Genomic DNA, 20,503 nt, shown 5'->3' on the forward strand with positions numbered 1-20,503 from the left:
TCGTAACGAAACTAGCTTTTCTAATGAAAAGAAACAAACAATGGTCTCCATCACCCGCAATGATCTATATTTGCCATTGAGTTATGACAAGATTGACTGTCTGACAAAAGAAACACTGCCGAGTGATACGAATCATTATGAGTAAGACACCGTGGGAACAGGATATCCTTTGAGAGCGTCTTGCCAATAGACACTGACATGGTTGCCTACCCCTTCGACGAACGCAACCGCTTGCGTGGCGTTTTGAATGAAACAACAGGCGAGACATCGACGTATACGTATTTTACGGAGACGGTCTGCGTGCAACGAAAACGGAAAACGGTGCGCAAACCAAGTACGTCTATTTAAGCGGCAAGGTTATTGAAGAGCTGGACGCGACAAACCAACTGAAGGCACGCAACATCTGGGGCAACGAGCTGCTGTTCCGCCAGGACGCTTCGGCTGGCAAAAAGGGATATTACCACTACAACAGCCACGGCGATGTGGTCACCCTCTCAGACGCAAACGGCCAGGAACTGAACCGCTACGACTACGACACCTGGGGCAACGTCATTTCAAAGACAGAGGCAATGTCCAACCCGTACCAGTACAGCGGCGAGATGTACGAGGAGCAGACAGGCTTTTACTATCTGCGGGCGCGGTATTATGATCCGAAGGTAGGGCGGTTTGTTTCGGAGGATACGTATAAGGGGCGGGTGGAGAATCCGTTGAGTTTGAATCGGTATACGTATGTGGAGAATAATCCATTGAGATATGTAGATCCAACAGGCCACATCAAAGATAGTTTTGGTAAAGAACTAAATATAGCTACCGATCCGGGTGGAGCAGCGGCTAATATCAAAGAGGCACAGCAGAAGTGGAAGTGGGCTCAGGGAAATATTGATAAAGCTAAAACAGCAGCAGAAAAACAAAAATGGAAAAAATATCAAGATAGCATGCATGCTTGGGCTGAAAGACAAAGAAGCGTTGTTGGTGTAGCAGCCACATTATACTTAAAAGGTGGGGCATCTGCGTCACTTTTTGCAGGTGGAGGATTAGAAATTGAATTAAGCGGAAACAAATTACAGTTTATGGCGAAGAGTAATGTTCCTGGAAAAATAGGTACTTCAGTTGGTGTAACTACTGGTGTGAAGATGACGAATGATTTGAACCACTAGCGTTGCATTAATATAACCAGAACAAACATAATATTCAGTATTTTTATGTTGAATATGGAAGACACAAAAAAATCCTTTACAATGGAATGGTCAGGTAGTTTCTGTCCAAATCCACTGAAAGGATTACATGTATGGACAAGAATACCTTATTTTCGTCATTTGGTAAATGGGTTTCGCCTATTTTTTCGAAACGTTTTTTTGAAGATTTGGCTTCTAGTGATCACGACAAGTACGTCAAAAAGCTGACGACCTCCGCCTATCTCCTGTTGTTTCTGCATGCTCACCTTCAGCAGCGAGAAGGATTACGGGCGATTGCAGATGACGCGTTAGGAAGGAAATTTCAACAAGAACTTGGCTTTACCTCGATCAGTCCTTCCCAACTTTCACGCAAGCATCAGCAGTCTCATTCCAACCTGTTACAACGTGTGTTCAGGGACTTGGTTCAACGGATTCGGCTATGCTCTCTTCCCCCAGCGATGAAACGTGATTTTCGCATCGTAGATGCGACCACGATCCCTTTGTGCCTCCATACATACAAGTGGGCGACCTTTCGTGAGACAAAAGCGGGAGTAAAACTTCACTTCCGGGTCGCATTTGCTTCTTCAGAAGACGTTTATCCGGAAAGGGTACAACTGACGCCAGCACGTGTTCATGACCGGACTCAACTCGATACGCTCGTAGACCATCCGGGTACAACGTATGTGTTTGATCGAGGATTTGTAGACTACGCCAAGTTTGACGCGTTCTGCGAACGCCGGATCTTCTTCGTTACGCGAGTAAAGAAGAAGGCAGCTATCCGGTATCTGTTTGATCGTCCGGTTTCCGAAGGGAGTTCCATCAAAAGAGATGGTTATGTACAAATGGGGACACAGCAAAAGCGAATGAAACATGTCCTTCGCCTCATAGAGACAACCGATTCACAGGGAAATCCCCTCCTGCTGATCACGAATCGATGGGAGTTATCTGCCGAAGAAATCAGCGAGATGTATCGGAGTCGCTGGGCCATTGAAATCTTCTTTAAATGGTTGAAGCAACACGTGAAAATCACTTCGTTTTACGGAAAAAGCCAAGAAGCGGTTCTGAACCAAGTGTTCATTGCCCTGATCGCCTTTTGCTTACTTCTCTTGGCCAAAATCTTCTCTGCTTGCCAAGAAAGCTTGTTGCAAATCTATCGGTGGTTACGTGTGATGCTCTGGGAGGATAGCCGAATCTGGTGGGAGCGATTAACCTCGAAACGAAGAAAGCCTGATCCATAAGCAGGAAGGAAACGGTTGTGTAGCATCTGGTTTAAGTGTATATAAATGCCAAATGGACGGAACTACCTTTGTGGGTCACTCCGTTCTTTAGCCATTTGGAAGTGGAATTCAGTTCAGAAAAATCAGTTTATTAATCCTGGCGATTTTTATGCAACGCTAGTGGATTTGAACAATGACATGAGTAATATAACAGGAAACATTGGTGTAGGATTTGGTAAAAGTATTATTGCTGAAGGGGGCTTCAAAACAGATGGCAAATACATTGAATTATCGTATGGTGGTGGGGTCGGAGCAGCAGCAGAGGTAACTTTGATTCCGATTGATGCTAACATTGAAATCGAAGGAAAATATGAAATTGCTTTGCCATTCAATTTAGGTCAAAGAGGTGGTTTGATTCCAAAATATAACGGTTCGCCAAGCTACAGTGAATGGATGAATATGTTCCGTGGAAATGGATGGTAATAAACTTATGGTGGGGAAATAATGTTTCCCACTATTTTTTGGGAGAGTGAGTATATTTATGACTATATGTTGGTCACCTGATAAAGGGATTAATCAGGTGCACTAATTGCGGCTGGTTTGCTGGGTTTTTGGAAAAAGTAGGCTTGTTAGAAAGGTGTTGATTAATTTGGTTAAGAATAGAAGGCTCAAAATTACAATAATTTTAGGAGCGATATTTGTTGTCGTTTTTCTTATCCTTTTTGGAGCCTTTTCCGTTATCGTAAATTCCAAGCACTCAGACGAAATTAAAAATAAAATTACTTCTATTGGAGGTAATCTAGTTGACTATCAGAAAATAAATGTAAAAGAAAGTCCCTTTGATAGTAATAGTCGGGGAGCTAATACCATATATAAGATTACCTATGTAAAAGAAGGTAAACAAATGATTGCGTGGTACAGAGCAATTAACAACCCAGTAGATATTCATCAACCAGCGTCAGGAACTTTGGGTGAAAAATGGATTTTTGAAAAATAGCAATTATGGACCTAAGACAAGTGATGATAAATCGGCTGCACTGAATTGGACAATTCTCTTAAGGTCTAGGCGGGCGCGGTATTAGGGGGAGAAAGGAAAAGAAGTGTTGTTGGCGTAGCAACCACTTTGTATTTAATTGCTAAAAAGAGGTTTAATACCCAGATATTATGCCGCACCAAATGTAAGCGAACGGATGAATATGTTAAATGGAAATGGTTGGTAGTATATTGAAAATGGAGAGCCATAGAGTTCTCCATTTTCCTTAAGGGGTGAAAAGTATTGTACTATAGATTAATGCGACTTGTCCCAATCAATATATTGTTTCCACATGTAATAGAATTGATTACAGTATTTTGGGCAATGTTTTATTGGAATCACAATTTATCTCCTAAAAAGCAATCTCAAAAAATAACTATAATTGTTGCATTTTTTATTGATGCAATTGTATCACTTTTAATAAATCACTAGCGTTGCATAAAATTCGCCAGGATTAATAAACTGATTTTTCTGAACTAAATTCCACTTCCAAATGGCTAAAGAACGGAGTGACCCACAAAGGTAGTTCCGTCCATTTGGCATTTATATACACTTAAACCAGATGCTACACAACTGTTTCCTTCCTGCTTATGGATCAGGCTTTCTTCGTTTCGAGGTTAATCGCTCCCACCAGATTCGGCTATCCTCCCAGAGCATCACACGTAACCACCGATAGATTTGCAACAAGCTTTCTTGGCAAGCAGAGAAGATTTTGGCCAAGAGAAGTAAGCAAAAGGCGATCAGGGCAATGAACACTTGGTTCAGAACCGCTTCTTGGCTTTTTCCGTAAAACGAAGTGATTTTCACGTGTTGCTTCAACCATTTAAAGAAGATTTCAATGGCCCAGCGACTCCGATACATCTCGCTGATTTCTTCGGCAGATAACTCCCATCGATTCGTGATCAGCAGGAGGGGATTTCCCTGTGAATCGGTTGTCTCTATGAGGCGAAGGACATGTTTCATTCGCTTTTGCTGTGTCCCCATTTGTACATAACCATCTCTTTTGATGGAACTCCCTTCGGAAACCGGACGATCAAACAGATACCGGATAGCTGCCTTCTTCTTTACTCGCGTAACGAAGAAGATCCGGCGTTCGCAGAACGCGTCAAACTTGGCGTAGTCTACAAATCCTCGATCAAACACATACGTTGTACCCGGATGGTCTACGAGCGTATCGAGTTGAGTCCGGTCATGAACACGTGCTGGCGTCAGTTGTACCCTTTCCGGATAAACGTCTTCTGAAGAAGCAAATGCGACCCGGAAGTGAAGTTTTACTCCCGCTTTTGTCTCACGAAAGGTCGCCCACTTGTATGTATGGAGGCACAAAGGGATCGTGGTCGCATCTACGATGCGAAAATCACGTTTCATCGCTGGGGGAAGAGAGCATAGCCGAATCCGTTGAACCAAGTCCCTGAACACACGTTGTAACAGGTTGGAATGAGACTGCTGATGCTTGCGTGAAAGTTGGGAAGGACTGATCGAGGTAAAGCCAAGTTCTTGTTGAAATTTCCTTCCTAACGCGTCATCTGCAATCGCCCGTAATCCTTCTCGCTGCTGAAGGTGAGCATGCAGAAACAACAGGAGATAGGCGGAGGTCGTCAGCTTTTTGACGTACTTGTCGTGATCACTAGAAGCCAAATCTTCAAAAAAACGTTTCGAAAAAATAGGCGAAACCCATTTACCAAATGACGAAAATAAGGTATTCTTGTCCATACATGTAATCCTTTCAGTGGATTTGGACAGAAACTACCTGACCATTCCATTGTAAAGGATTTTTTTGTGTCTTCCATATTCAATATAAAAATACTGAATATTGTGTTTGTTCTGGTTATATTAATGCAACGCTAGTGTTAATAAATGCATTTTGTGTCTACCCATTAGTTAATAATATTTTTTTTAGCCATATTATCAATGGAGTGCTAGCGGTCCCTATTTCAATTATATTTTTACGCATATTGAATAATATTGGGGTTTTTGAAGAAAATCATGTTAAATAATCATGATATTTATAGAAAAAGAGGGATTGCATGAAAGTTTTCTGAGATGAAAATTTGATTATTGACGGAAAATAGCTAAATTTAACTCCTAACGAGTAAACGCTCGTCTGTAGTTATTTTTATATTTTCCGCTTGTTGTACAGGTGGAGATGAAATAAGACACGCTAGGATGAGTAATAACGGAAACCTATCGCCACTAGGGCGCGACCCGCTATGAGGGGGCCGGGGATGTCGAGAGAATCTTGCCCGATTCGTCTCCGATCATCACTTACTACACACCATACGGAGACATCGTCTACTAGGAGCAGCGAGGGACGAGAGAAGGCAAACGTCCGCTGGTGGAAAACGAGTTTACCCCGGACGGCGCAGAGTAGCCAAACAATCCCATACGGGAACCAGGCGCAAAGAAAATCGGATTTTCTCAGAATAGTATTGCTCGAAAGAAGATGTTTTAATTAGTTTTACATTATGGGGTCAGCCCCAAAATTAGAGGGTAGTGTCACCGCCGAGATATAATTGACCCGGGTCGCCGGAATGAAAATGATCCACCCTTAGCGAATATATCCCCTTCGGTATGAACGGACAATTTGAATTTCGGAGGGAGTGTATATTGTTGATATGGGTAGAAAGATAGAGATTCAAGGAGAATCTAAGATTAGAATTGTGGTTAAACTTGCCGTCTGGCATCACGTAACAACTCTTCCAACACATCATGCCCGCCCTCGAAGCAGCAAAAAACGACGGGGATGTCCAAAAAGCGCAGTTCCATTCGTGTTTCAAAAGTAAAAGCTTGATTACATCAACGTTTCTGACAGACAAAAGGGGCGTCTCGAAGTCGAAATAGCGACTTTCGAGACAGCCCCGTCGAACCTTTCTCCCCTCATACCATCCTATTTATCCATCAACCCAGCAAGAATACATGACTCTTTGATTAAACCTTAAAATTCGAAATGATCTTCTGAAGTTCCTCAGACATCTTAGACAACGCCAAGGCTGACGAAGAGATTTCTTCCATAGAGGCCAATTGCTCTTCTGTAGCTGCAGAAACATTTTGGGTTCCTGCGGCTGTTTCTCTCGCGACTTCCCGTATGGCTGTGACAGATTGCACGATTTCTTCCATAGACGCTGCGACTCGCTGCGCACCGGCTGATACCTCCTGAATCTGAACAGCGACGTCATCCACGGAACGCTGGATGTGCTCGAAGGACGTTCCTGCCTGGGCACCTACTACCATACCTTCGCTCACTTCGTCTTTCACCTGATCCATGGACACGAGCGCTTTTTCCATCTGTTCACGGATCAGCGAAATCAAGTCGTTGATTTTATTGGCGGACCCAGCCGATTGTTCCGCCAGTTTGCGTACTTCCTCTGCAACGACGGCAAATCCTCTGCCATGCTCACCTGCCCGTGCCGCTTCAATGGCTGCGTTCAACGCCAACAAATTCGTTTGCGAAGCAATGTCGGTAATCACTTGAACAATTTGCCCGATTTCATCGGAACGATTGCCCAGTTCTATGATGACATCGGCCAGGTCATTCACTTTGGTGTGAATAGATCCCATCTGATGGTTAGCGCTTTGGATCGACTGTCTTCCATCCGCCGCCATTTGAGATGCTTGTACAGCGGAATCGGATACTTTCTGAGCGTTGGACGCAATGTTTTCCACTTCTTGTGCCATCGCGTTAACAGTCTGGGCACTCTGGTCGACGCTGGAGGCTTGTTGCTCGGAGCCTGAGGCTACTTGCTGCATGATGGAAGCAACTTGCTCTGTGGCTCTGCTTGTTTGTTCAGCACTTGCTGTTAGCTCTTCTGCCGATGCGGCAACCTGTTCGGCATTGGTTCCCACATGATGGATCAGGTTGCGCAAATTGGTTTTCATCGCATTAAAGGAAAGGGCCAGTTCCCCGATCTCATCTTTGTTCTTTACATGAATATCTTCAACTGTCAGGTCTAGCGCAGCAATTTTTTCTGCGTTGGCCGAGAGTAATGCGATTGGTCTCGCAATCAGCCTTGAAACAAAATAGCCAATGAAAAGCGCCAGGATGACGGCAAAAGCATTGATAATGACCCCTGTATTGACTACATCCTGTACCAGAATGGTGATGTCTTGCGAGTCTTGCGTCAATCGTTTTTGCTCTCGCTCATTAATTTCGTCCGCTACTGCTAGAATGTCCCTGGAAAGGGGAATCAACGTGGTGTTGGCAATCGCCAGGGCCTGCTCTTTGCTCATCGAGGAAATTCGATTTCTTACCTCGTCGTGTTGCTTGTTTAAGGACAGAATATTGTTCAATGCCCCCTGTGTTTCCTGGGTCAGGGAGATTGCTAGAGTGGCGGATGCCAATTCAGATAATTGCTTGCTGGCATCGTTCATTTTTTGCGTGGCTTCTGCACTTTGTGTAAGGAGGTAGTCTCTCAAACTGCTGTTCATCTGCGTAGCATGTACCTGAATACTCTTGACGTTGATGACGATTTGCGCCCTTCTGTCCAACAGATCCGTGTACGAGTTGTCTACGCTATCGAGAGAGTAAAAAGAAAATCCACTCACAATCACCAGAAGGAGAGCGACAGTTAAAAATCCCCCGATAATTTTCTTTCTAATTGTCCATTTCATGTAGTACCCCCCAATTAATAGAAAATAAGTTTTGAGAATCATTTTTGCTGGTATACATCATGGATGCATGGAAAAATAGTAGCACAAGCTTTTACTGGGTTAGACATGGAGGGGACTTGTCAGCCGTCACGAAGCCATTGGCAGGCCCTCGTAACAATTCATACCCAGAGATGCCCCCGGTGAAACCTATGTATGAATAAAATTACTTTTTATTGAATATTGATGAAAAAAGATTGCTGTAAAATACGGCACCTTTCGATTGCCAAACACACCGCTGGCAACAGGGCACACGCTGGAAGAACGATGAAGTCTGGTCACATCTAAAGAAAAACAACGAGATGTATCCACTGGTTTATCTGAATCCGGGATGATATTCCGCTTTTTGGAAAAATAAAAAACGCTGTTGCGTCGATACAACAGCGTTTTTCAAGCTGCAAGAAGCATCATATTATTTTCATCCCGCTAATCATAATCACAATCGAAATTACCCAGCGCAAAAAGACGGTCGGCACTTTGCAGGAGAGCCTGCTGCCGATGAGCACGCCGGGGATCGAGCCGAGCAGTAGCTGTACGACGATGGACAAATCAACTGTACCGAAGCTCATGTGAGCGAGTCCGGCGGCGGTGGTCAGGAAAAAGGCGTGCGCGATGTCGGTACCGACTACTTCTTTTCCCGAGATGGCAAAAAGGTGCATCAGGGCGATTGCGAACAGCGAGCCGCTGCCAATTGAGGTCAGACCGACGAGAAAGCCGAGAAAGGCACCGATGCCAATCAGCACAAAGCGCTTTTGGGAGACGGTTTTTTGCTGCCAGGAATTGAGCTGGGGATTGCGGCGGTTCAGCAAGCTTTTGACCAGCATGGCGAGCGGTATGAGGATCAAGGCGAAGCCAAGTATCTTTTTGAAAATCTGATCGGCGGAAGCGACGTAAAGCTGAATCCAGTTCATGACATGGACGGCTGCGATGGCGCTTGGAATGCTGCCCAGCGCAAAGTACAGCACGATAGGAAAGTGAACGGTTTTTTGCCGCCAATGCTGCCATGTGCCGAAAATTTTCGTGATGGCGTTGTACGCCAGATCAGTGCCTACGGCAACGGTTGGCTGGATGCCCAAAAAGATCAGGATCGGGGTCAGCAGGGCAGCGCCACCTACTCCGGTGAGGCCGACAAGAAAGCCTACCAAAAGACCAACAATCGTTAGATGATAGTCCATCCCGTGCATCCTTTCCTTGTTGCTTGAGATTGAACATCTAACACTAAGATAAGCGGCTGCCCATCGTTTGTGAGCCTAAATTTCCCGTTTTCATGGGGGACGAATTATATTATCATGGAATTTATAATTACACAAAATTTAACTTTTTGTGAAAAGGGGAATACATAGCGAAATGTTTAATGAGCGAAAAGCGTTGCAGATGACTCTGCAGGCCACGTTGGAGCAGCGAATGGCTCTGCGCCGACAATACGTAGATCAGGACAAGCAGCTCGGAGCAGAAATCAAGCAGCTTCTGAACAGGATTCGGGAAATGGATGACCAGGTAGGCGTGGACGTAATTCAGCAGTCGGAAGAAGTAGCGGTGGCAACGGAGGAGCTTCCGGAAGACATGGTCAAGCGGATCAAGGTAAGGAAGACCCACATTCGTCACAATTATCAGGAAGTGGCCAATTACATTGAGAACATCCTGCGAGAAAGCATGTCTCCAATGACCCTGGCCGATCTCTGCCTGGTGTTGAAGGAAAGGCACGACATCGAGTTTGCCAGCCCTTACATTGGCGTACAAAAATCATTGAAGTTTTTGCCGCAGGTAAAAGTAGAAAAAGATGGACGGAAACTTGTTTTTTCACTGGCATAGAAAGTACGGCTTGCCCGTCCGGGGAGGACACATGATTCCACAACAAAAAGGCGACGTGCAAGCACGATCGCCCCTTTGTATTTGATTGAGCCGGACAGACTGTTATTGCAGGAACGCGTTGAGCATCCAAATGTGTTTTTCCAGACCGCTGCGAATTTCCAGGAGCATGTCTGCGGTAGCTTCATCGCCTGCCTGCTCGGCAGCTTCGATCCCGAGCTTCAGTTCGTCGACGAGAATCGTGAAGTCACGGACGATAGCTTCCACCATTTGTTCGGCTGTTTCGTTACCGGTTGCTTCCGTGATGCTTGCTGTGCGCAAAACTGCGCTGAGCGTACCTGTCGGCTTGCCGCCGATGGCCAGCACGCGCTCGGCCAAAGCATCCATATGCGCCGCGGCTTCGTTGTAAAGCTCCTCGAACTTTGCGTGCAGGGTGAAAAAGTGCGGGCCTTTTACATTCCAGTGGAAGTTGTGCAGCTTTGTGTACAGAACCGTCCAGTTTGCCACTTGTTTATTCAATACTTGAAACACGTTGTTTTCCATCATGATAACCGCTCCTTTTTAAAATGATTTCTTGTTTATAATTATTATAAACTAATAATTACTATTGTCAACTCTCGCATGAAAATATTGAAGGGACGGCAGGAGATGTTTATGCAGCCAAGCGTACACGCGGTCATTTTGGCTGGAGGAAAAAGCAGCCGGATGGGCGTCCCGAAAGACCAGCTACCATGGCGCGAAGGCACTTTTTTGACGGAGATGGGAAAAGAAATTTTGGCTATGGGGCTGCCTTGCCTGATCGTGTCCAACGAGCCTGAACGCATTCCTGCTGAGCTTGCCGAACAAGACGGTGTGAGCGTGACGCCAGACCTGGTGCCGTCTGCGGGACCTGTGAGCGGCCTCGTAACGGCTTTTCGTCTATGTGCGGAGGACGTGCTGCTCGTGCTCTCCTGCGACCTGCCGTTTATGGACCGGACGCAGATGGCAAGCCTGCTTGCCTACGCCGCCGGAAAAGACGGCTGGGACGCGGTTATTCCTACTGCACAGGGGCGGATTCATCCGCTGTGCGCCTTGTATCGCAAAAGTACACAACCCCGCTGGGAAAACGCGCTGGAACAAGGCGACCTGCGGCTGATGAATACGATTCGCCAGCTGTTCGTCCTGGAGGTGCCGGACGGCTGGCTCGACCCGTGGGCGCTGTTCAATGTGAACACACCGGAAGAGTACGATATGGCCATTCGCGAGGAAAAGCGAAGAAAAACAGGACAGCAGTAGGCATGTCCTGTTTTTTGCTGAAGCGCATCTAGGGCAAAATAATCCGCTCCGGATGCGTGTATACATTCATTTTGTTTTCGCGGATGAATCCGACAGCGGTGATTTGCAGCTCCTCTGCCAGCTGCAGGGCAAGGTCCGTTGGAGCCGATTTGGACAGGATAATGCCTGCGCCGATTTTGGCGGCTTTCAACAAAACCTCAGACGAGAGGCGTCCGCTGAATACGAGAATTTTGTCCGTGGTCGAAATGTGATCCCGCAGGCACTTCCCGTAAATTTTGTCCAGTGCATTGTGGCGTCCAATATCCGAGTATTGCAAGAGGACCTGGTCGGGGGTGCACAGAGCCGCGTTGTGAACGCCGCCTGTCTGCCGATGGATGACGGAGGAGGCTTGCAGCTCGTCCATGAGCTTGATGCATTGGGCAAAGGTGGCGGAGATGGTGCCGCTGGCTGGTTTTGCTGTGCGGGCATCGCTGAAAAAGTAGAAAGACTGCCTGCTTTTGCCGCAGCAGGACGTAATTCTGCGCTTGGAGTAAAAGCTTTGGGACAGGATTGTCTGCTTGTGCAGGTCTACATAGGCCAGTCCTTTTGCTTCATCAATCGTGATTTGCTTGATCTCTTCGTAGCCCTGGATCGCTCCCTCCGCCGCGAGAAATCCGATCACCATCTCATCCAGATCGGCCGGGGTGCAGACGACGGTCGCGAACTCTTCGTCATTGAGAAAAATCGTGAGCGGGTACTCTGTGACGATCTCATCGTCTTCCCAGTTGTGCTGGTCTGCTGCAACCTTCAAGACGCGCCGACGGGTTGTTTTGCTCAGTTCTGACATGTGAACCTCCTGTCTTATGTAGTGCTTTGAGAATAGACAAGCAGTTGTGAACAGATTTTGACAGAGAAAATGTTGTCGAGAGAGCGCTTACATGGTAGTATACTATGTAAGGAAAAAAGTGTCATAAAATTTTCGACTTTCAGTAATTTATTGTGCGTACAGAGCGAAAAGACACGGAACAGCGAACCTGTCACCGAATCTCTCGCTTTCGAAAAACGCCAATTAAATACGATGGGCACGTGCTTGTTGATGCTGATGTAGCGTTCCTGCTGATGATTAACTGCTGTGTTTCATTGATGCCTTTGCTTTGTTTCCGTATAGACAGACGGAAACAAGCAGGGGGTGTCGATGAAATCGGCAGTTTTTCTTTTGCTTTGGGAGTGGCGCACCAGTGATTGGGCGGCATTCCGAACAAAACCATTTTAAAGGAGATGAACATGATGGAGCAACAAGTGAAGAACCGTTGGCTGATTGCGCTGGCTGCGGTCGGGATTCATATCTCGATTGGATCGGTGTACGCGTGGAGCGTATTTACGAAGCCGATTACCCAGCAGTTCGGCTGGGATCTGCCGGATGTGCAGTTCACCTTCAGTATCGCCATTTTGTTTCTCGGGCTGTCTGCCGCCTTTCTCGGACATTACGTGGAGAAGCATGGGCCGCGAAAAGCCGGAACGCTGGCCTCGCTCTTTTTCGGCGTCGGGATCGTCGGTTCCGGGCTGGCCATCCAGCTTGCCAGTCTGCCGCTGCTGTACATATGCTACGGCGTGCTGGGCGGAATCGGGCTTGGTGTCGGGTATATTACTCCGGTGTCCACGCTTGTGAAATGGTTTCCGGATCGCCGCGGATTGGCGACCGGACTTGCGATCATGGGCTTTGGCTTCGCTTCGATGATTGCCAGCCCGATCATGAACGCGCTGATTGAGAGTGTCGGAATCGCGAATACCTTTTACATTTTAGGCATCATTTATTTCGGTGTCATGTTTGCATCTGCGCAATATTTGTCTCCGCCGCCAAAAGACTGGGTTCCCGCAGGATTTTCGACTGCCGAGGGAGCAGGCGACAAGCAAATCAAAAAAGACTTGTGCCAGCTTACTGCCAACGAAGCGATCAAGACGCGCCGTTTTTACTGGCTGTGGCTGATGCTGTTCATCAACGTGACATGCGGGATCGCTGTCATTTCTGTCGCCTCCCCGATGGCGCAGGAAATGGTCGGCATGTCTGTGCAGACCGCTGCCTTGATGGTGGGGCTAAACGGCCTGTTCAACGGCGGGGGACGGATCGGCTGGGCGTCGCTGTCTGACTACATCGGACGGGCGAATACGTATACGGCGTTTTTCGCGATCCAGATGGTGCTGTTTTTCCTGTTGCCGAACATAAATAGTCCGGTGCTGTTCATGATTGCGATGTTCATTATCATGACCTGCTACGGGGGCGGCTTCGCGTCGATTCCGGCCTACATTGGCGACCTGTTTGGCACAAGGCAGCTTGGGGCGATTCACGGCTACATCCTGACCGCATGGGCGGCGGCAGGGCTGGCCGGGCCGATCTTTGCCGCGTGGGTACGCGAGGCGACGCAAAGCTACACAGGAACGATGAGCGTGTTCGCCGCGATGTTTATTGTCGCCTTCATCATTTCCCTCTTAATCCGGGTGGATATTAGAAAATTGAAGGAAGAAGCGAAACAAAGAGAAAAGTCTGTTGAATTGGCTAGTTAATCAATGGTAAAGTTTTAGTAGAGAATGAGTGGAGTAAAGGTGAGTAACGCCGATGAATAAGTTCGAAGCAGAGTTCAGTAACCTGGTCAGAGCTTTCCGAAAGCGCCATATGGGAAAGGGACCGAGCAAGATCAGCACCACCTTTTGCAAAAACTGGGCGATCTGCGAAATGGAAGGCAATCTTTCGCCAGTGGAAAAGTTTATCGCCACTTCGGAAGATGGAAGACAGACACTGCGAGCTGCCAGAACCGAAATGGTCAAGGAGATGTACCGGAAACACCGGCCCGTTGAGATGGAGGCGTTTCTGGGGGCGAAACTCGTCGACTTGTTCGTCGACATTGACATCGAACGTGATTTTGGGATGTCCATCTTTGTGTTCGATCAGGACATCGAGAAAAAGTGGAAAAACGAACCGTAAGTCTAAGCGAAGCAGCGTTCCTGTTCACCGGTTAGACAAGCGGACCTCGCAAGCAAACACGACGTTGAGACTAGGTAGCGAACCTGCCGGAGACAACCACCGTGAACGCGCTCTCTTCCTTTGGGGATCAGGGACGGTTTCATGGTGGTTTTTTAGTCTAGCGGACGGATGACAAGAGAGGAGCGAAAAAGCAGATGGGCAAGACAAAACATAGCGGACCAGTAAAATTGGATACGTCGCTGAAGCCTTCCTTGTGGGCTTCCATGATGCCTATGGGACTCGGCAAAATCAAGCCGCATCACATCATCGACACGATGAAGGTCGTGTATGACAACCGGGACAATCTGGGCTATGCGTATCGGATTTTGACCCAGGGTGTTTGCGACGGCTGCGCACTCGGTGTATCCGGCTTGTACGACCAGACATTGACAGGCCCGCATTTGTGCACGACCCGCCTGAACGTGCTGCGTCTCAATACAATGCCGGCGATGGAAGACAAATGGCTCGAAGATGTAAGCGCTCTGAAAAAGATGTCCAGCGTACAGCTGCGCAAGCTGGGCAGAATCCCATACCCGCTGTCGCGCAAGCCGGGTGAGAACAAATTTACGCGAATCAGCTGGAATGACGCGCTGGACCGGATTGCGAACAAAATCAAGGGGATCAGTCCGAAGCAGCTCGCCTTTTTCCTGACGGCGCGGGGAATTACGAACGAGGTGTACTATACGGCGGCAAAAATGGCCCGCTTTTTGGGGACGAACAACATCGACAACGCCTCCCGCATTTGCCACTCGCCGAGCAAGACAGCCTTGAAGCGGTCGCTTGGCATCGGGGCGTCGAGCTGCAACTACAAGGACTGGATCGGCACGGATGTGCTCGTTTTCTTCGGCTCGGTTCCGGCCAACAACCAGCCTGTCTCCACGAAGTACATGTACGCGGCCAAAAAAGCGGGAACGAAGATCATCCTGATAAACCCGTACAAGGAACCGGCGATGGAAAAATACTGGATTCCGTCGGTGCCGGAGAGCGCCTTGTTCGGTACGAAGCTCGCGGACGATTTTTACCAGGTCAACATCGGCGGCGACATCGCCTTCATGAACGGTGTGATGAAGCACTGGTTTGAGATGGAAGAGGCCAATCCGGGCTCGGCGATCAATCACGAGTTTGTCAGGGAGCATGCGAACGGCTTTGACGAGCTGCGCGGGCATGTCATGGCTCTGCCGTGGGAGAAAATCGAGCAATCGTCCGGCTTGAGCAGGGAACGGCTAAAGGAATTTGCGCTTTTGCTCGCCAATGCCAGGTCGGGTGTCTTTGTCTGGAGCATGGGGCTGACCCAGCACCGCTTTGGCACGGACAACATTTCCTCTGTAGCCAACCTGGCGATCCTGCGCGGCTTTTTGGGCCGGAAGAACTGCGGCGTGATGCCGATTCGCGGCCACTCCGGCGTGCAAGGCTCCGGGGAGATGGGAGCGGACCCGTTCAGCTTGCCTGGCGGCGATTTTGACGAAAAGAACTGGACGAGAATCGAACAGCTGTGGAAGTTCCCGATCCCGAAATGGCAGGGCGATATTGTCGGCATCTCGCTGGAAAACGCCCTGCTGCCAGATGGACACGAGCGCAAGACGCGGCTGTTTTACACGAGCGGCGGCAACTTCCTGGAGACGATGCCTGATCCTGACTTCATGGAAAAATGTTTGGAGAATGTCGAGCTGCGCGTCCATCAGGACATCATTTTCAACACGTCTACCCTCGTCGATGCCAAGGAAGAGGTCATCGTCCTGCCGGCGATGACGCGCTACGAGCAGCCGGGCGGCGGCACGTCGACCAGTACGGAGCGGATGGTGTACTTTAGCGCCGAGATCGAGGGGCCACGGATTGCTGAGGCGCGGGCCGAGTGGCAGATTTACGTGGACCTGGCTGCACGCGTGAATCCGGAGAAAAAGCATCTCATGCATTTTTCCAGTGCCGAGGAAATTCGCGCGGAAATCGCCAAGGCGAATCCGAACTACGACGGCATCCAGCATTTGAAAAAGCGCGGCGATGTGTTTCAATGGGGAGGGGCCTGGCTGTGCGAGGACGGGGTCTGTCCTACGCCGGACGGCCGGGCGAATCTGCTGCCGATTGAGATTCCGGAGCTTGACAAGCCGGAAGGGCATTTTTACGTGACAACCCGCCGGGGCAAACAGTTCAACTCGATGATCTACAGCAACAAGGACCCGTTCAACAATGCAGATCGCTACGATATTTTAATCAATCCGCAGGACGCGCGGGAGTTGCGCATTGCGGAAGGCGAGAGCATTGTCGTGTATAATAGCTATGGTACTTTCCAGGGACGCGCCAAGTTTGCGGATACGAAAAGAGGAAACATCCAGGTGTACTGGCCGGAAGGAAACGTGCTGATTCCAAAAGGCGTGTACGAAACCTTCGCGGGTATCCCGGAATACAATACGGCCGTCAAGATTGAAAAAGCGGATTCCTTCACTGCCAATAAAGATTTGAAATACAAGGAAAAACCGATTGAAGATCTGGAAGTAAGCGTCGGCTGACCAAAAGCGGCGTGACGGGCGGTCAGGATGAGGAGGAACAAACCATGCGTTTTGCGCGACAAACAGTCTCGGTAGAGGAAGCATTGGGCAAGTGGCTGTCAGTTTTGCCTTCGCTGGAAACAGAACAGGTGCACATCGGGGAGGCGTACGGGCGAATTTTGGCTTGCGATTTGTACGCAACGCATGATCTGCCGCACTTTGATCGCTCGCCGCTGGACGGCTTTGCCTTAAGGGCGGCAGATACAGTCGGAGCCTCTGTTGCCAGTCCGCTCGCCTTGCGGGTAATCGAGACAGTAGCAGCGGGGCAGGTGCCGAGCCGGGCAGTAACGGAAGGCTGCGCTGCGCGGATTATGACCGGAGCGATGCTGCCGGAAGGTGCCGATGCCGTGATTATGTTTGAGCAAACGCAAAACCCTGGCGAGCACGCCGAAACCGTCTGGATCAAGCGGGCGCTGCGTCCGGGGGAAAATGTCTCCCGCCGCGGCGAGGAGATGGCCAAAGGAACGGTGATTGCCAAGGCTGGCGAGCGGATCAACGCGGGGACGATTGCCAGTCTGGCCGCGTTCGGCTATGCACAGGTCGATGTTTTTCGCAGGCCGCGGGTGGGTCTTTTGGCGACGGGCAGCGAGCTGTTGGGCATTGACGAGCCGCTCGTTCCGGGAAAAATCCGCAACAGCAATACGGTGATGCTGACCGCGCTCATTGCCGAGGCGGGGGGCATCTCTGTTTGCTTTTCCGGCCTGCCTGATGAACTCGCCGTGGCGAAGCAAAAAATCAGCGAATACATGCAGCAGGTCGATCTCCTCATCTCCAGCGGCGGCGTGTCCGTGGGCGATTTCGATGTGATCGCGCTCCTGACGAACGAGCCGGATGTGGAGCTTTTGTTCAACCGGGTAGCAATGCGACCGGGCAGTCCGACGACCAGCATGCTCGTGGGAGGAAAGCCTTATTTGGCGCTTTCGGGAAATCCGGGAGCCTGTTTCCTTGGCTTTGAGCTGTTCGCCCGCACGGCGATCCGGCGCCTTTCCGGTGCGGCAGAGGCAGTCCCGCGCATGATCCGGGCGAGACTGGCTGTCTCCTATGAAAAGCCGTGTCCGTACCCGCGCTATTTGCGCGGCAGGCTCTTGGAACAAGACGGCGTGCTTTTGGCAATGCCCGATTTCAATGAAAAGGCGGGCAATCTCGGAACGCTCAAGGACAGTGAATGCTTCATCGTCATTCCGCCGGGCGGAAGCGGCAAGCAGGCAGGAGAGCTGGTCGAGGTTTTGACGCATGCGGCCCCGACCTGGAGGAAGGAAGGGTAGCGAATGGAGCCATGGAAGCTTTGCAAAAAGCCTTGTGTACTGCAAATCGTCGGTTACGCCAACAGCGGCAAGACGACGCTGTTGACGAAGCTCATCCCTCTGCTGGAGGGCGCAGGCGTGCGGGTGGGCGTCATCAAGCACGATGGCGGCCACGATTTCGAATGGGACCAGCCTGGAAAAGATACGTGGCGCTATCGCGAGGCAGGGGCTTCGCTCGTGGCGATCACCTCCCAGACGAAGACGGCGATTGTCGAGCAGCGTCCGCAAGAGCTCTCTGTGCTCGTACATCGTCTGGCAGCCGCCGGAGCGGAACTCGTTCTCGTGGAAGGTTTCAAGCGGGAGGGTTATCCCAAGCTCGTGCTGCTGCGGCGACCGGAAGACGCTGCCTTGCTCCAGTCCGTGTCCAACCTGGTCGGAGTGGTGAGCTGGGGCGAGCAGAAGCAAGCGGAGCTGCCCTGCTTTCACATAGACGACATAGACGGCATCGCCCTGTTCGTGAAAAAACGGATAGAGGAAGCGCCGCAAACATTTTCATAGAAACCGCAAAAAGATCATCCCGGCCAAGACGAGGGATGGTCTTTTTTGTTGTCACAAATCGTTTCTTTTTCCTGTGATTACAATCACAGGGGGTCAAAGCTTTGCTCCGGTACACTAGTGACATAAATCACACGTTGAATTTTCGAGGAGGGCCACTATGTTGAACCAAAAAACGATCGACATTATCAAATCCACCGTGCCTGTACTGGAAGTGCACGGGACAGCGATAACAAAACGTTTTTATCAACGGATGTTCGCCAACCATCCAGAGTTGTTGAACGTTTTCAACCATGCTAACCAAAAACAAGGCAGGCAGCAAACGGCGCTGGCCAATGCGGTGTATGCGGCTGCGCTGCACATTGACCATCTGGAAAATATTTTGCCGGTTGTAAAACAGATCGGGCACAAGCACCGCAGCCTGGGGATCAAGCCGGAGCATTATCCGATTGTCGGGGAAAACTTGCTCGGTGCGATCAAGGAAGTGCTGGGGGATGCCGCGACAGACGAAATCATCCAGGCTTGGGCAGAAGCATATGGCGTGATCGCAGACGCGTTTATCAGCGTGGAAGCCGAAATGTACGACAAGGCAGAGGGGCAGCCAGGCGGTTGGGCAGACTTCCGGGAGTTTGTCGTGCAGCGTAAAGTGAAAGAAAGCGACGTCATCACATCCTTTTACCTGGTGCCAAAGGATGGAAAAGAGATTGCAAGCTACGAGCCGGGGCAGTATATCAGCGTCAAGATGGATATTCCGGGGGAAGAATATACGCACATTCGCCAATACAGCCTCTCTGACGCGCCGGGCAATCCGTACTACCGCATTTCCGTCAAACGGGAGGATGCGATTGACGACAAGCCTGCCGGAAAAGTCTCCGTCTACTTGTGGGAGCATGTCAACGAAGGAGATACGTTGCTTCTGTCCGCGCCAGCAGGCGACTTCACGCTGGACCAGCAGGATGACAGACCTGTCGTGCTCATCAGTGGCGGCGTAGGCCTGACACCGATGATGAGCATGCTGAAAACGCTGGTGAAAACAGCGCCAAATCGTCCGGTTACTTTCATTCACGCGGCACGAAACGGCAATGTGCATGCGATGAGAGACAGTGTGGAGGAACTCGCTGCCCTGCATCCGCAAGTAAAAGCGTTCTGGTGCTATGAAAAGCCAACCGAGCAGGATCGGGCAGCGCAAGCCTTTCACAAAGAGGGCTACATCGATTTGCCTTGGCTGCAAAGCCTCATTGCCGACAAAAACGCCAGCTTCTATTTCTGTGGCCCTGTTCCTTTCATGAAAACGATCAACCGTGCGCTGAAAGAATGGGGAGTGCCTGCACAGGACATTCACTTTGAGTTTTTCGGCCCTGCCGGAACATTGGAGTAGGCCAGGGAAAAAAGCCCTGAGCGCTTACTTGCGGGCGGCGGACTGGGCGCGCAGCAAGCGGTTGACCGTTTCCCGGCGCAGCCCGATGAACTGGCCGATTTCATCCTGGGTCAGCACTTCGGACAGGGAAGCGACGGGAACGAACGACTGGAACCAGAGCTGCAGCTTGCGCAGTCTTTCTGCCGGAGAGACTTCGGACAGCTGGTCGATGCGCTGCTGCATCATGCGCAGCTTGCCTTGCAGTTGCAGGGCGATCTCCCGGCATTTCTCGTGGTTTTCTTCCAGCTCCCGGTACCAGTCGGCAGCCGACAGCACCTCGACTTCACAGGTGACGAGCGCAACGGCTGTTCCGTAGTAAGGATTCGGGCTGAGCAGCGAGTGATGCGGGATCGTCTCGCCTGGCACGATGACATTGACCAGCGTGAGCGTCCCGTCAGCGTGTACCCGGTTGATTTTGAGCATGCCGCTTTTCAGATGGTAGAGCGGCCCTGTCTCGCCTTGTCGGAACAGCGTTTCGCCTTTGTGCAAAATCATGGGGTTCACTCCTTTCCAACGATCCATTCGGCAGTAGCAGTATACCACAATATGCTTTGCCAGCACCTGCTTTCCACGACGGGAGGCAGGTGCTGTTT

The 20,503-nt window shown here is 49.9% G+C and carries 18 protein-coding genes; 12 read left to right on the top strand and 6 right to left on the bottom strand.

Annotated elements, in window-relative coordinates; translation table 11 throughout:
* Nucleotides 1-569 precede the first annotated feature (569 nt).
* The 4 genes from AAFJ72_RS04985 to AAFJ72_RS05000 all read left to right on the top strand — a co-directional run bounded on the left by AAFJ72_RS04985 (nucleotide 570) and on the right by AAFJ72_RS05000 (nucleotide 3,389).
* On the top strand, nucleotides 570-1,157 hold the full coding sequence (locus AAFJ72_RS04985; RefSeq protein WP_432776282.1) for an RHS repeat-associated core domain-containing protein: 588 nt from the start codon (nucleotides 570-572) through the stop codon (nucleotides 1,155-1,157).
* 131 nt (nucleotides 1,158-1,288) lie between these two features.
* Nucleotides 1,289-2,413, top strand: coding sequence for an IS4 family transposase (locus AAFJ72_RS04990; protein WP_432774378.1), 1,125 nt, complete (start codon nucleotides 1,289-1,291; stop codon nucleotides 2,411-2,413).
* A 45-nt stretch (nucleotides 2,414-2,458) separates the two neighbouring features.
* Nucleotides 2,459-2,875 carry a hypothetical protein gene (locus AAFJ72_RS04995; RefSeq protein WP_432776283.1) on the top strand — a complete coding sequence of 139 codons (417 nt, stop codon included), beginning with the start codon at nucleotides 2,459-2,461 and terminating at the stop codon, nucleotides 2,873-2,875.
* Nucleotides 2,876-3,041: 166 nt separating this feature from the next.
* Nucleotides 3,042-3,389, top strand: coding sequence for a hypothetical protein (locus AAFJ72_RS05000; protein ID WP_432776284.1), 348 nt, complete (start codon nucleotides 3,042-3,044; stop codon nucleotides 3,387-3,389).
* Between the two features lie 624 nt (nucleotides 3,390-4,013).
* Here AAFJ72_RS05000 and AAFJ72_RS05005 read toward each other — a convergent pair.
* From AAFJ72_RS05005 to AAFJ72_RS05015, 3 genes are all read right to left on the bottom strand, one after another.
* Nucleotides 4,014-5,138: an IS4 family transposase gene (locus AAFJ72_RS05005; RefSeq protein WP_432774378.1), complete on the bottom strand. Its 1,125-nt coding sequence runs from the start codon at nucleotides 5,136-5,138 to the stop codon at nucleotides 4,014-4,016.
* 1,215 nt (nucleotides 5,139-6,353) lie between these two features.
* A complete protein-coding gene (locus AAFJ72_RS05010; RefSeq protein ID WP_432776285.1) occupies nucleotides 6,354-8,033 on the bottom strand; it encodes a methyl-accepting chemotaxis protein in 1,680 nt (559 codons plus the stop codon).
* A 443-nt stretch (nucleotides 8,034-8,476) separates the two neighbouring features.
* Nucleotides 8,477-9,244, bottom strand: coding sequence for a sulfite exporter TauE/SafE family protein (locus AAFJ72_RS05015; RefSeq protein ID WP_432776286.1), 768 nt, complete (start codon nucleotides 9,242-9,244; stop codon nucleotides 8,477-8,479).
* A 172-nt stretch (nucleotides 9,245-9,416) separates the two neighbouring features.
* Between AAFJ72_RS05015 and AAFJ72_RS05020 the strand changes: the two genes are divergently transcribed.
* On the top strand, nucleotides 9,417-9,881 hold the full coding sequence (locus AAFJ72_RS05020) for a hypothetical protein (protein ID WP_432776287.1): 465 nt from the start codon (nucleotides 9,417-9,419) through the stop codon (nucleotides 9,879-9,881).
* Nucleotides 9,882-9,983: 102 nt separating this feature from the next.
* Here AAFJ72_RS05020 and AAFJ72_RS05025 read toward each other — a convergent pair whose 3' ends face one another.
* Nucleotides 9,984-10,421, bottom strand: a complete 438-nt coding sequence (locus AAFJ72_RS05025) for a Dps family protein (protein ID WP_432777149.1) — start codon at nucleotides 10,419-10,421, stop codon at nucleotides 9,984-9,986.
* Between the two features lie 111 nt (nucleotides 10,422-10,532).
* Here AAFJ72_RS05025 and mobA point away from each other — a divergent pair, with 111 nt between their 5' ends.
* Nucleotides 10,533-11,153 (top strand): molybdenum cofactor guanylyltransferase, encoded by a 621-nt coding sequence (mobA, locus tag AAFJ72_RS05030; protein ID WP_122904394.1) that lies wholly within the window; start codon nucleotides 10,533-10,535, stop codon nucleotides 11,151-11,153.
* Nucleotides 11,154-11,181: 28 nt separating this feature from the next.
* Here the strand turns inward: mobA and fdhD are convergent, their stop codons facing one another.
* The gene (gene fdhD, locus AAFJ72_RS05035; RefSeq protein ID WP_122904393.1) at nucleotides 11,182-11,979 is read right to left on the bottom strand and encodes a formate dehydrogenase accessory sulfurtransferase FdhD; all 798 of its coding nucleotides are present in this window, start codon (nucleotides 11,977-11,979) and stop codon (nucleotides 11,182-11,184) included.
* 440 nt (nucleotides 11,980-12,419) lie between these two features.
* Between fdhD and AAFJ72_RS05040 the strand changes: the two genes are divergently transcribed.
* The 6 genes from AAFJ72_RS05040 to hmpA all read left to right on the top strand — a co-directional run bounded on the left by AAFJ72_RS05040 (nucleotide 12,420) and on the right by hmpA (nucleotide 19,871).
* On the top strand, nucleotides 12,420-13,694 hold the full coding sequence (locus tag AAFJ72_RS05040; RefSeq protein ID WP_122904401.1) for an L-lactate MFS transporter: 1,275 nt from the start codon (nucleotides 12,420-12,422) through the stop codon (nucleotides 13,692-13,694).
* Between the two features lie 52 nt (nucleotides 13,695-13,746).
* On the top strand, nucleotides 13,747-14,112 hold the full coding sequence (locus AAFJ72_RS05045; protein ID WP_122904392.1) for a DUF2294 domain-containing protein: 366 nt from the start codon (nucleotides 13,747-13,749) through the stop codon (nucleotides 14,110-14,112).
* Nucleotides 14,113-14,306: 194 nt separating this feature from the next.
* Nucleotides 14,307-16,655: an FdhF/YdeP family oxidoreductase gene (locus tag AAFJ72_RS05050; protein ID WP_432776288.1), complete on the top strand. Its 2,349-nt coding sequence runs from the start codon at nucleotides 14,307-14,309 to the stop codon at nucleotides 16,653-16,655.
* A gap of 44 nt (nucleotides 16,656-16,699) precedes the next feature.
* Nucleotides 16,700-17,959: a molybdopterin molybdotransferase MoeA gene (locus tag AAFJ72_RS05055; RefSeq protein ID WP_432776289.1), complete on the top strand. Its 1,260-nt coding sequence runs from the start codon at nucleotides 16,700-16,702 to the stop codon at nucleotides 17,957-17,959.
* Nucleotides 17,960-17,962: 3 nt separating this feature from the next.
* The gene (gene mobB, locus AAFJ72_RS05060; RefSeq protein ID WP_432776290.1) at nucleotides 17,963-18,496 is read left to right on the top strand and encodes a molybdopterin-guanine dinucleotide biosynthesis protein B; all 534 of its coding nucleotides are present in this window, start codon (nucleotides 17,963-17,965) and stop codon (nucleotides 18,494-18,496) included.
* A gap of 157 nt (nucleotides 18,497-18,653) precedes the next feature.
* Nucleotides 18,654-19,871, top strand: a complete 1,218-nt coding sequence (gene hmpA / locus AAFJ72_RS05065) for an NO-inducible flavohemoprotein (RefSeq protein ID WP_122904388.1) — start codon at nucleotides 18,654-18,656, stop codon at nucleotides 19,869-19,871.
* A 24-nt stretch (nucleotides 19,872-19,895) separates the two neighbouring features.
* On the opposite strand, the gene AAFJ72_RS05070 is transcribed toward hmpA, so the two are convergent.
* Nucleotides 19,896-20,405, bottom strand: coding sequence for a Crp/Fnr family transcriptional regulator (locus tag AAFJ72_RS05070; protein WP_122904387.1), 510 nt, complete (start codon nucleotides 20,403-20,405; stop codon nucleotides 19,896-19,898).
* Between the last annotated feature and the right edge of the window lie 98 nt (nucleotides 20,406-20,503).

The organism is Brevibacillus gelatini, from assembly GCF_050920745.1.
GTDB classification, from domain to species: Bacteria; Bacillota; Bacilli; order Brevibacillales; family Brevibacillaceae; genus Brevibacillus; species Brevibacillus gelatini.

Excerpts from the sequence above, each read along its gene's own strand:
- AAFJ72_RS04985 (WP_432776282.1), top strand. The coding sequence starts at position 570 with ATGTCCAACCCGTACCAGTACAGCGGCGAGATGTACGAGGAGCAGACA.
- AAFJ72_RS04990 (WP_432774378.1), top strand. The coding sequence starts at position 1,289 with ATGGACAAGAATACCTTATTTTCGTCATTTGGTAAATGGGTTTCGCCT.
- AAFJ72_RS04995 (WP_432776283.1), top strand. The coding sequence starts at position 2,459 with ATGCCAAATGGACGGAACTACCTTTGTGGGTCACTCCGTTCTTTAGCC.
- AAFJ72_RS05005 (WP_432774378.1), bottom strand. The coding sequence starts at position 5,138 with ATGGACAAGAATACCTTATTTTCGTCATTTGGTAAATGGGTTTCGCCT.
- AAFJ72_RS05010 (WP_432776285.1), bottom strand. The coding sequence starts at position 8,033 with ATGAAATGGACAATTAGAAAGAAAATTATCGGGGGATTTTTAACTGTC.
- AAFJ72_RS05015 (WP_432776286.1), bottom strand. The coding sequence starts at position 9,244 with ATGGACTATCATCTAACGATTGTTGGTCTTTTGGTAGGCTTTCTTGTC.
- AAFJ72_RS05020 (WP_432776287.1), top strand. The coding sequence starts at position 9,417 with ATGTTTAATGAGCGAAAAGCGTTGCAGATGACTCTGCAGGCCACGTTG.
- AAFJ72_RS05025 (WP_432777149.1), bottom strand. The coding sequence starts at position 10,421 with ATGGAAAACAACGTGTTTCAAGTATTGAATAAACAAGTGGCAAACTGG.
- mobA (WP_122904394.1), top strand. The coding sequence starts at position 10,533 with ATGCAGCCAAGCGTACACGCGGTCATTTTGGCTGGAGGAAAAAGCAGC.
- fdhD (WP_122904393.1), bottom strand. The coding sequence starts at position 11,979 with ATGTCAGAACTGAGCAAAACAACCCGTCGGCGCGTCTTGAAGGTTGCA.
- AAFJ72_RS05040 (WP_122904401.1), top strand. The coding sequence starts at position 12,420 with ATGGAGCAACAAGTGAAGAACCGTTGGCTGATTGCGCTGGCTGCGGTC.
- AAFJ72_RS05045 (WP_122904392.1), top strand. The coding sequence starts at position 13,747 with ATGAATAAGTTCGAAGCAGAGTTCAGTAACCTGGTCAGAGCTTTCCGA.
- AAFJ72_RS05050 (WP_432776288.1), top strand. The coding sequence starts at position 14,307 with ATGGGCAAGACAAAACATAGCGGACCAGTAAAATTGGATACGTCGCTG.
- AAFJ72_RS05055 (WP_432776289.1), top strand. The coding sequence starts at position 16,700 with ATGCGTTTTGCGCGACAAACAGTCTCGGTAGAGGAAGCATTGGGCAAG.
- mobB (WP_432776290.1), top strand. The coding sequence starts at position 17,963 with ATGGAGCCATGGAAGCTTTGCAAAAAGCCTTGTGTACTGCAAATCGTC.
- hmpA (WP_122904388.1), top strand. The coding sequence starts at position 18,654 with ATGTTGAACCAAAAAACGATCGACATTATCAAATCCACCGTGCCTGTA.
- AAFJ72_RS05070 (WP_122904387.1), bottom strand. The coding sequence starts at position 20,405 with ATGATTTTGCACAAAGGCGAAACGCTGTTCCGACAAGGCGAGACAGGG.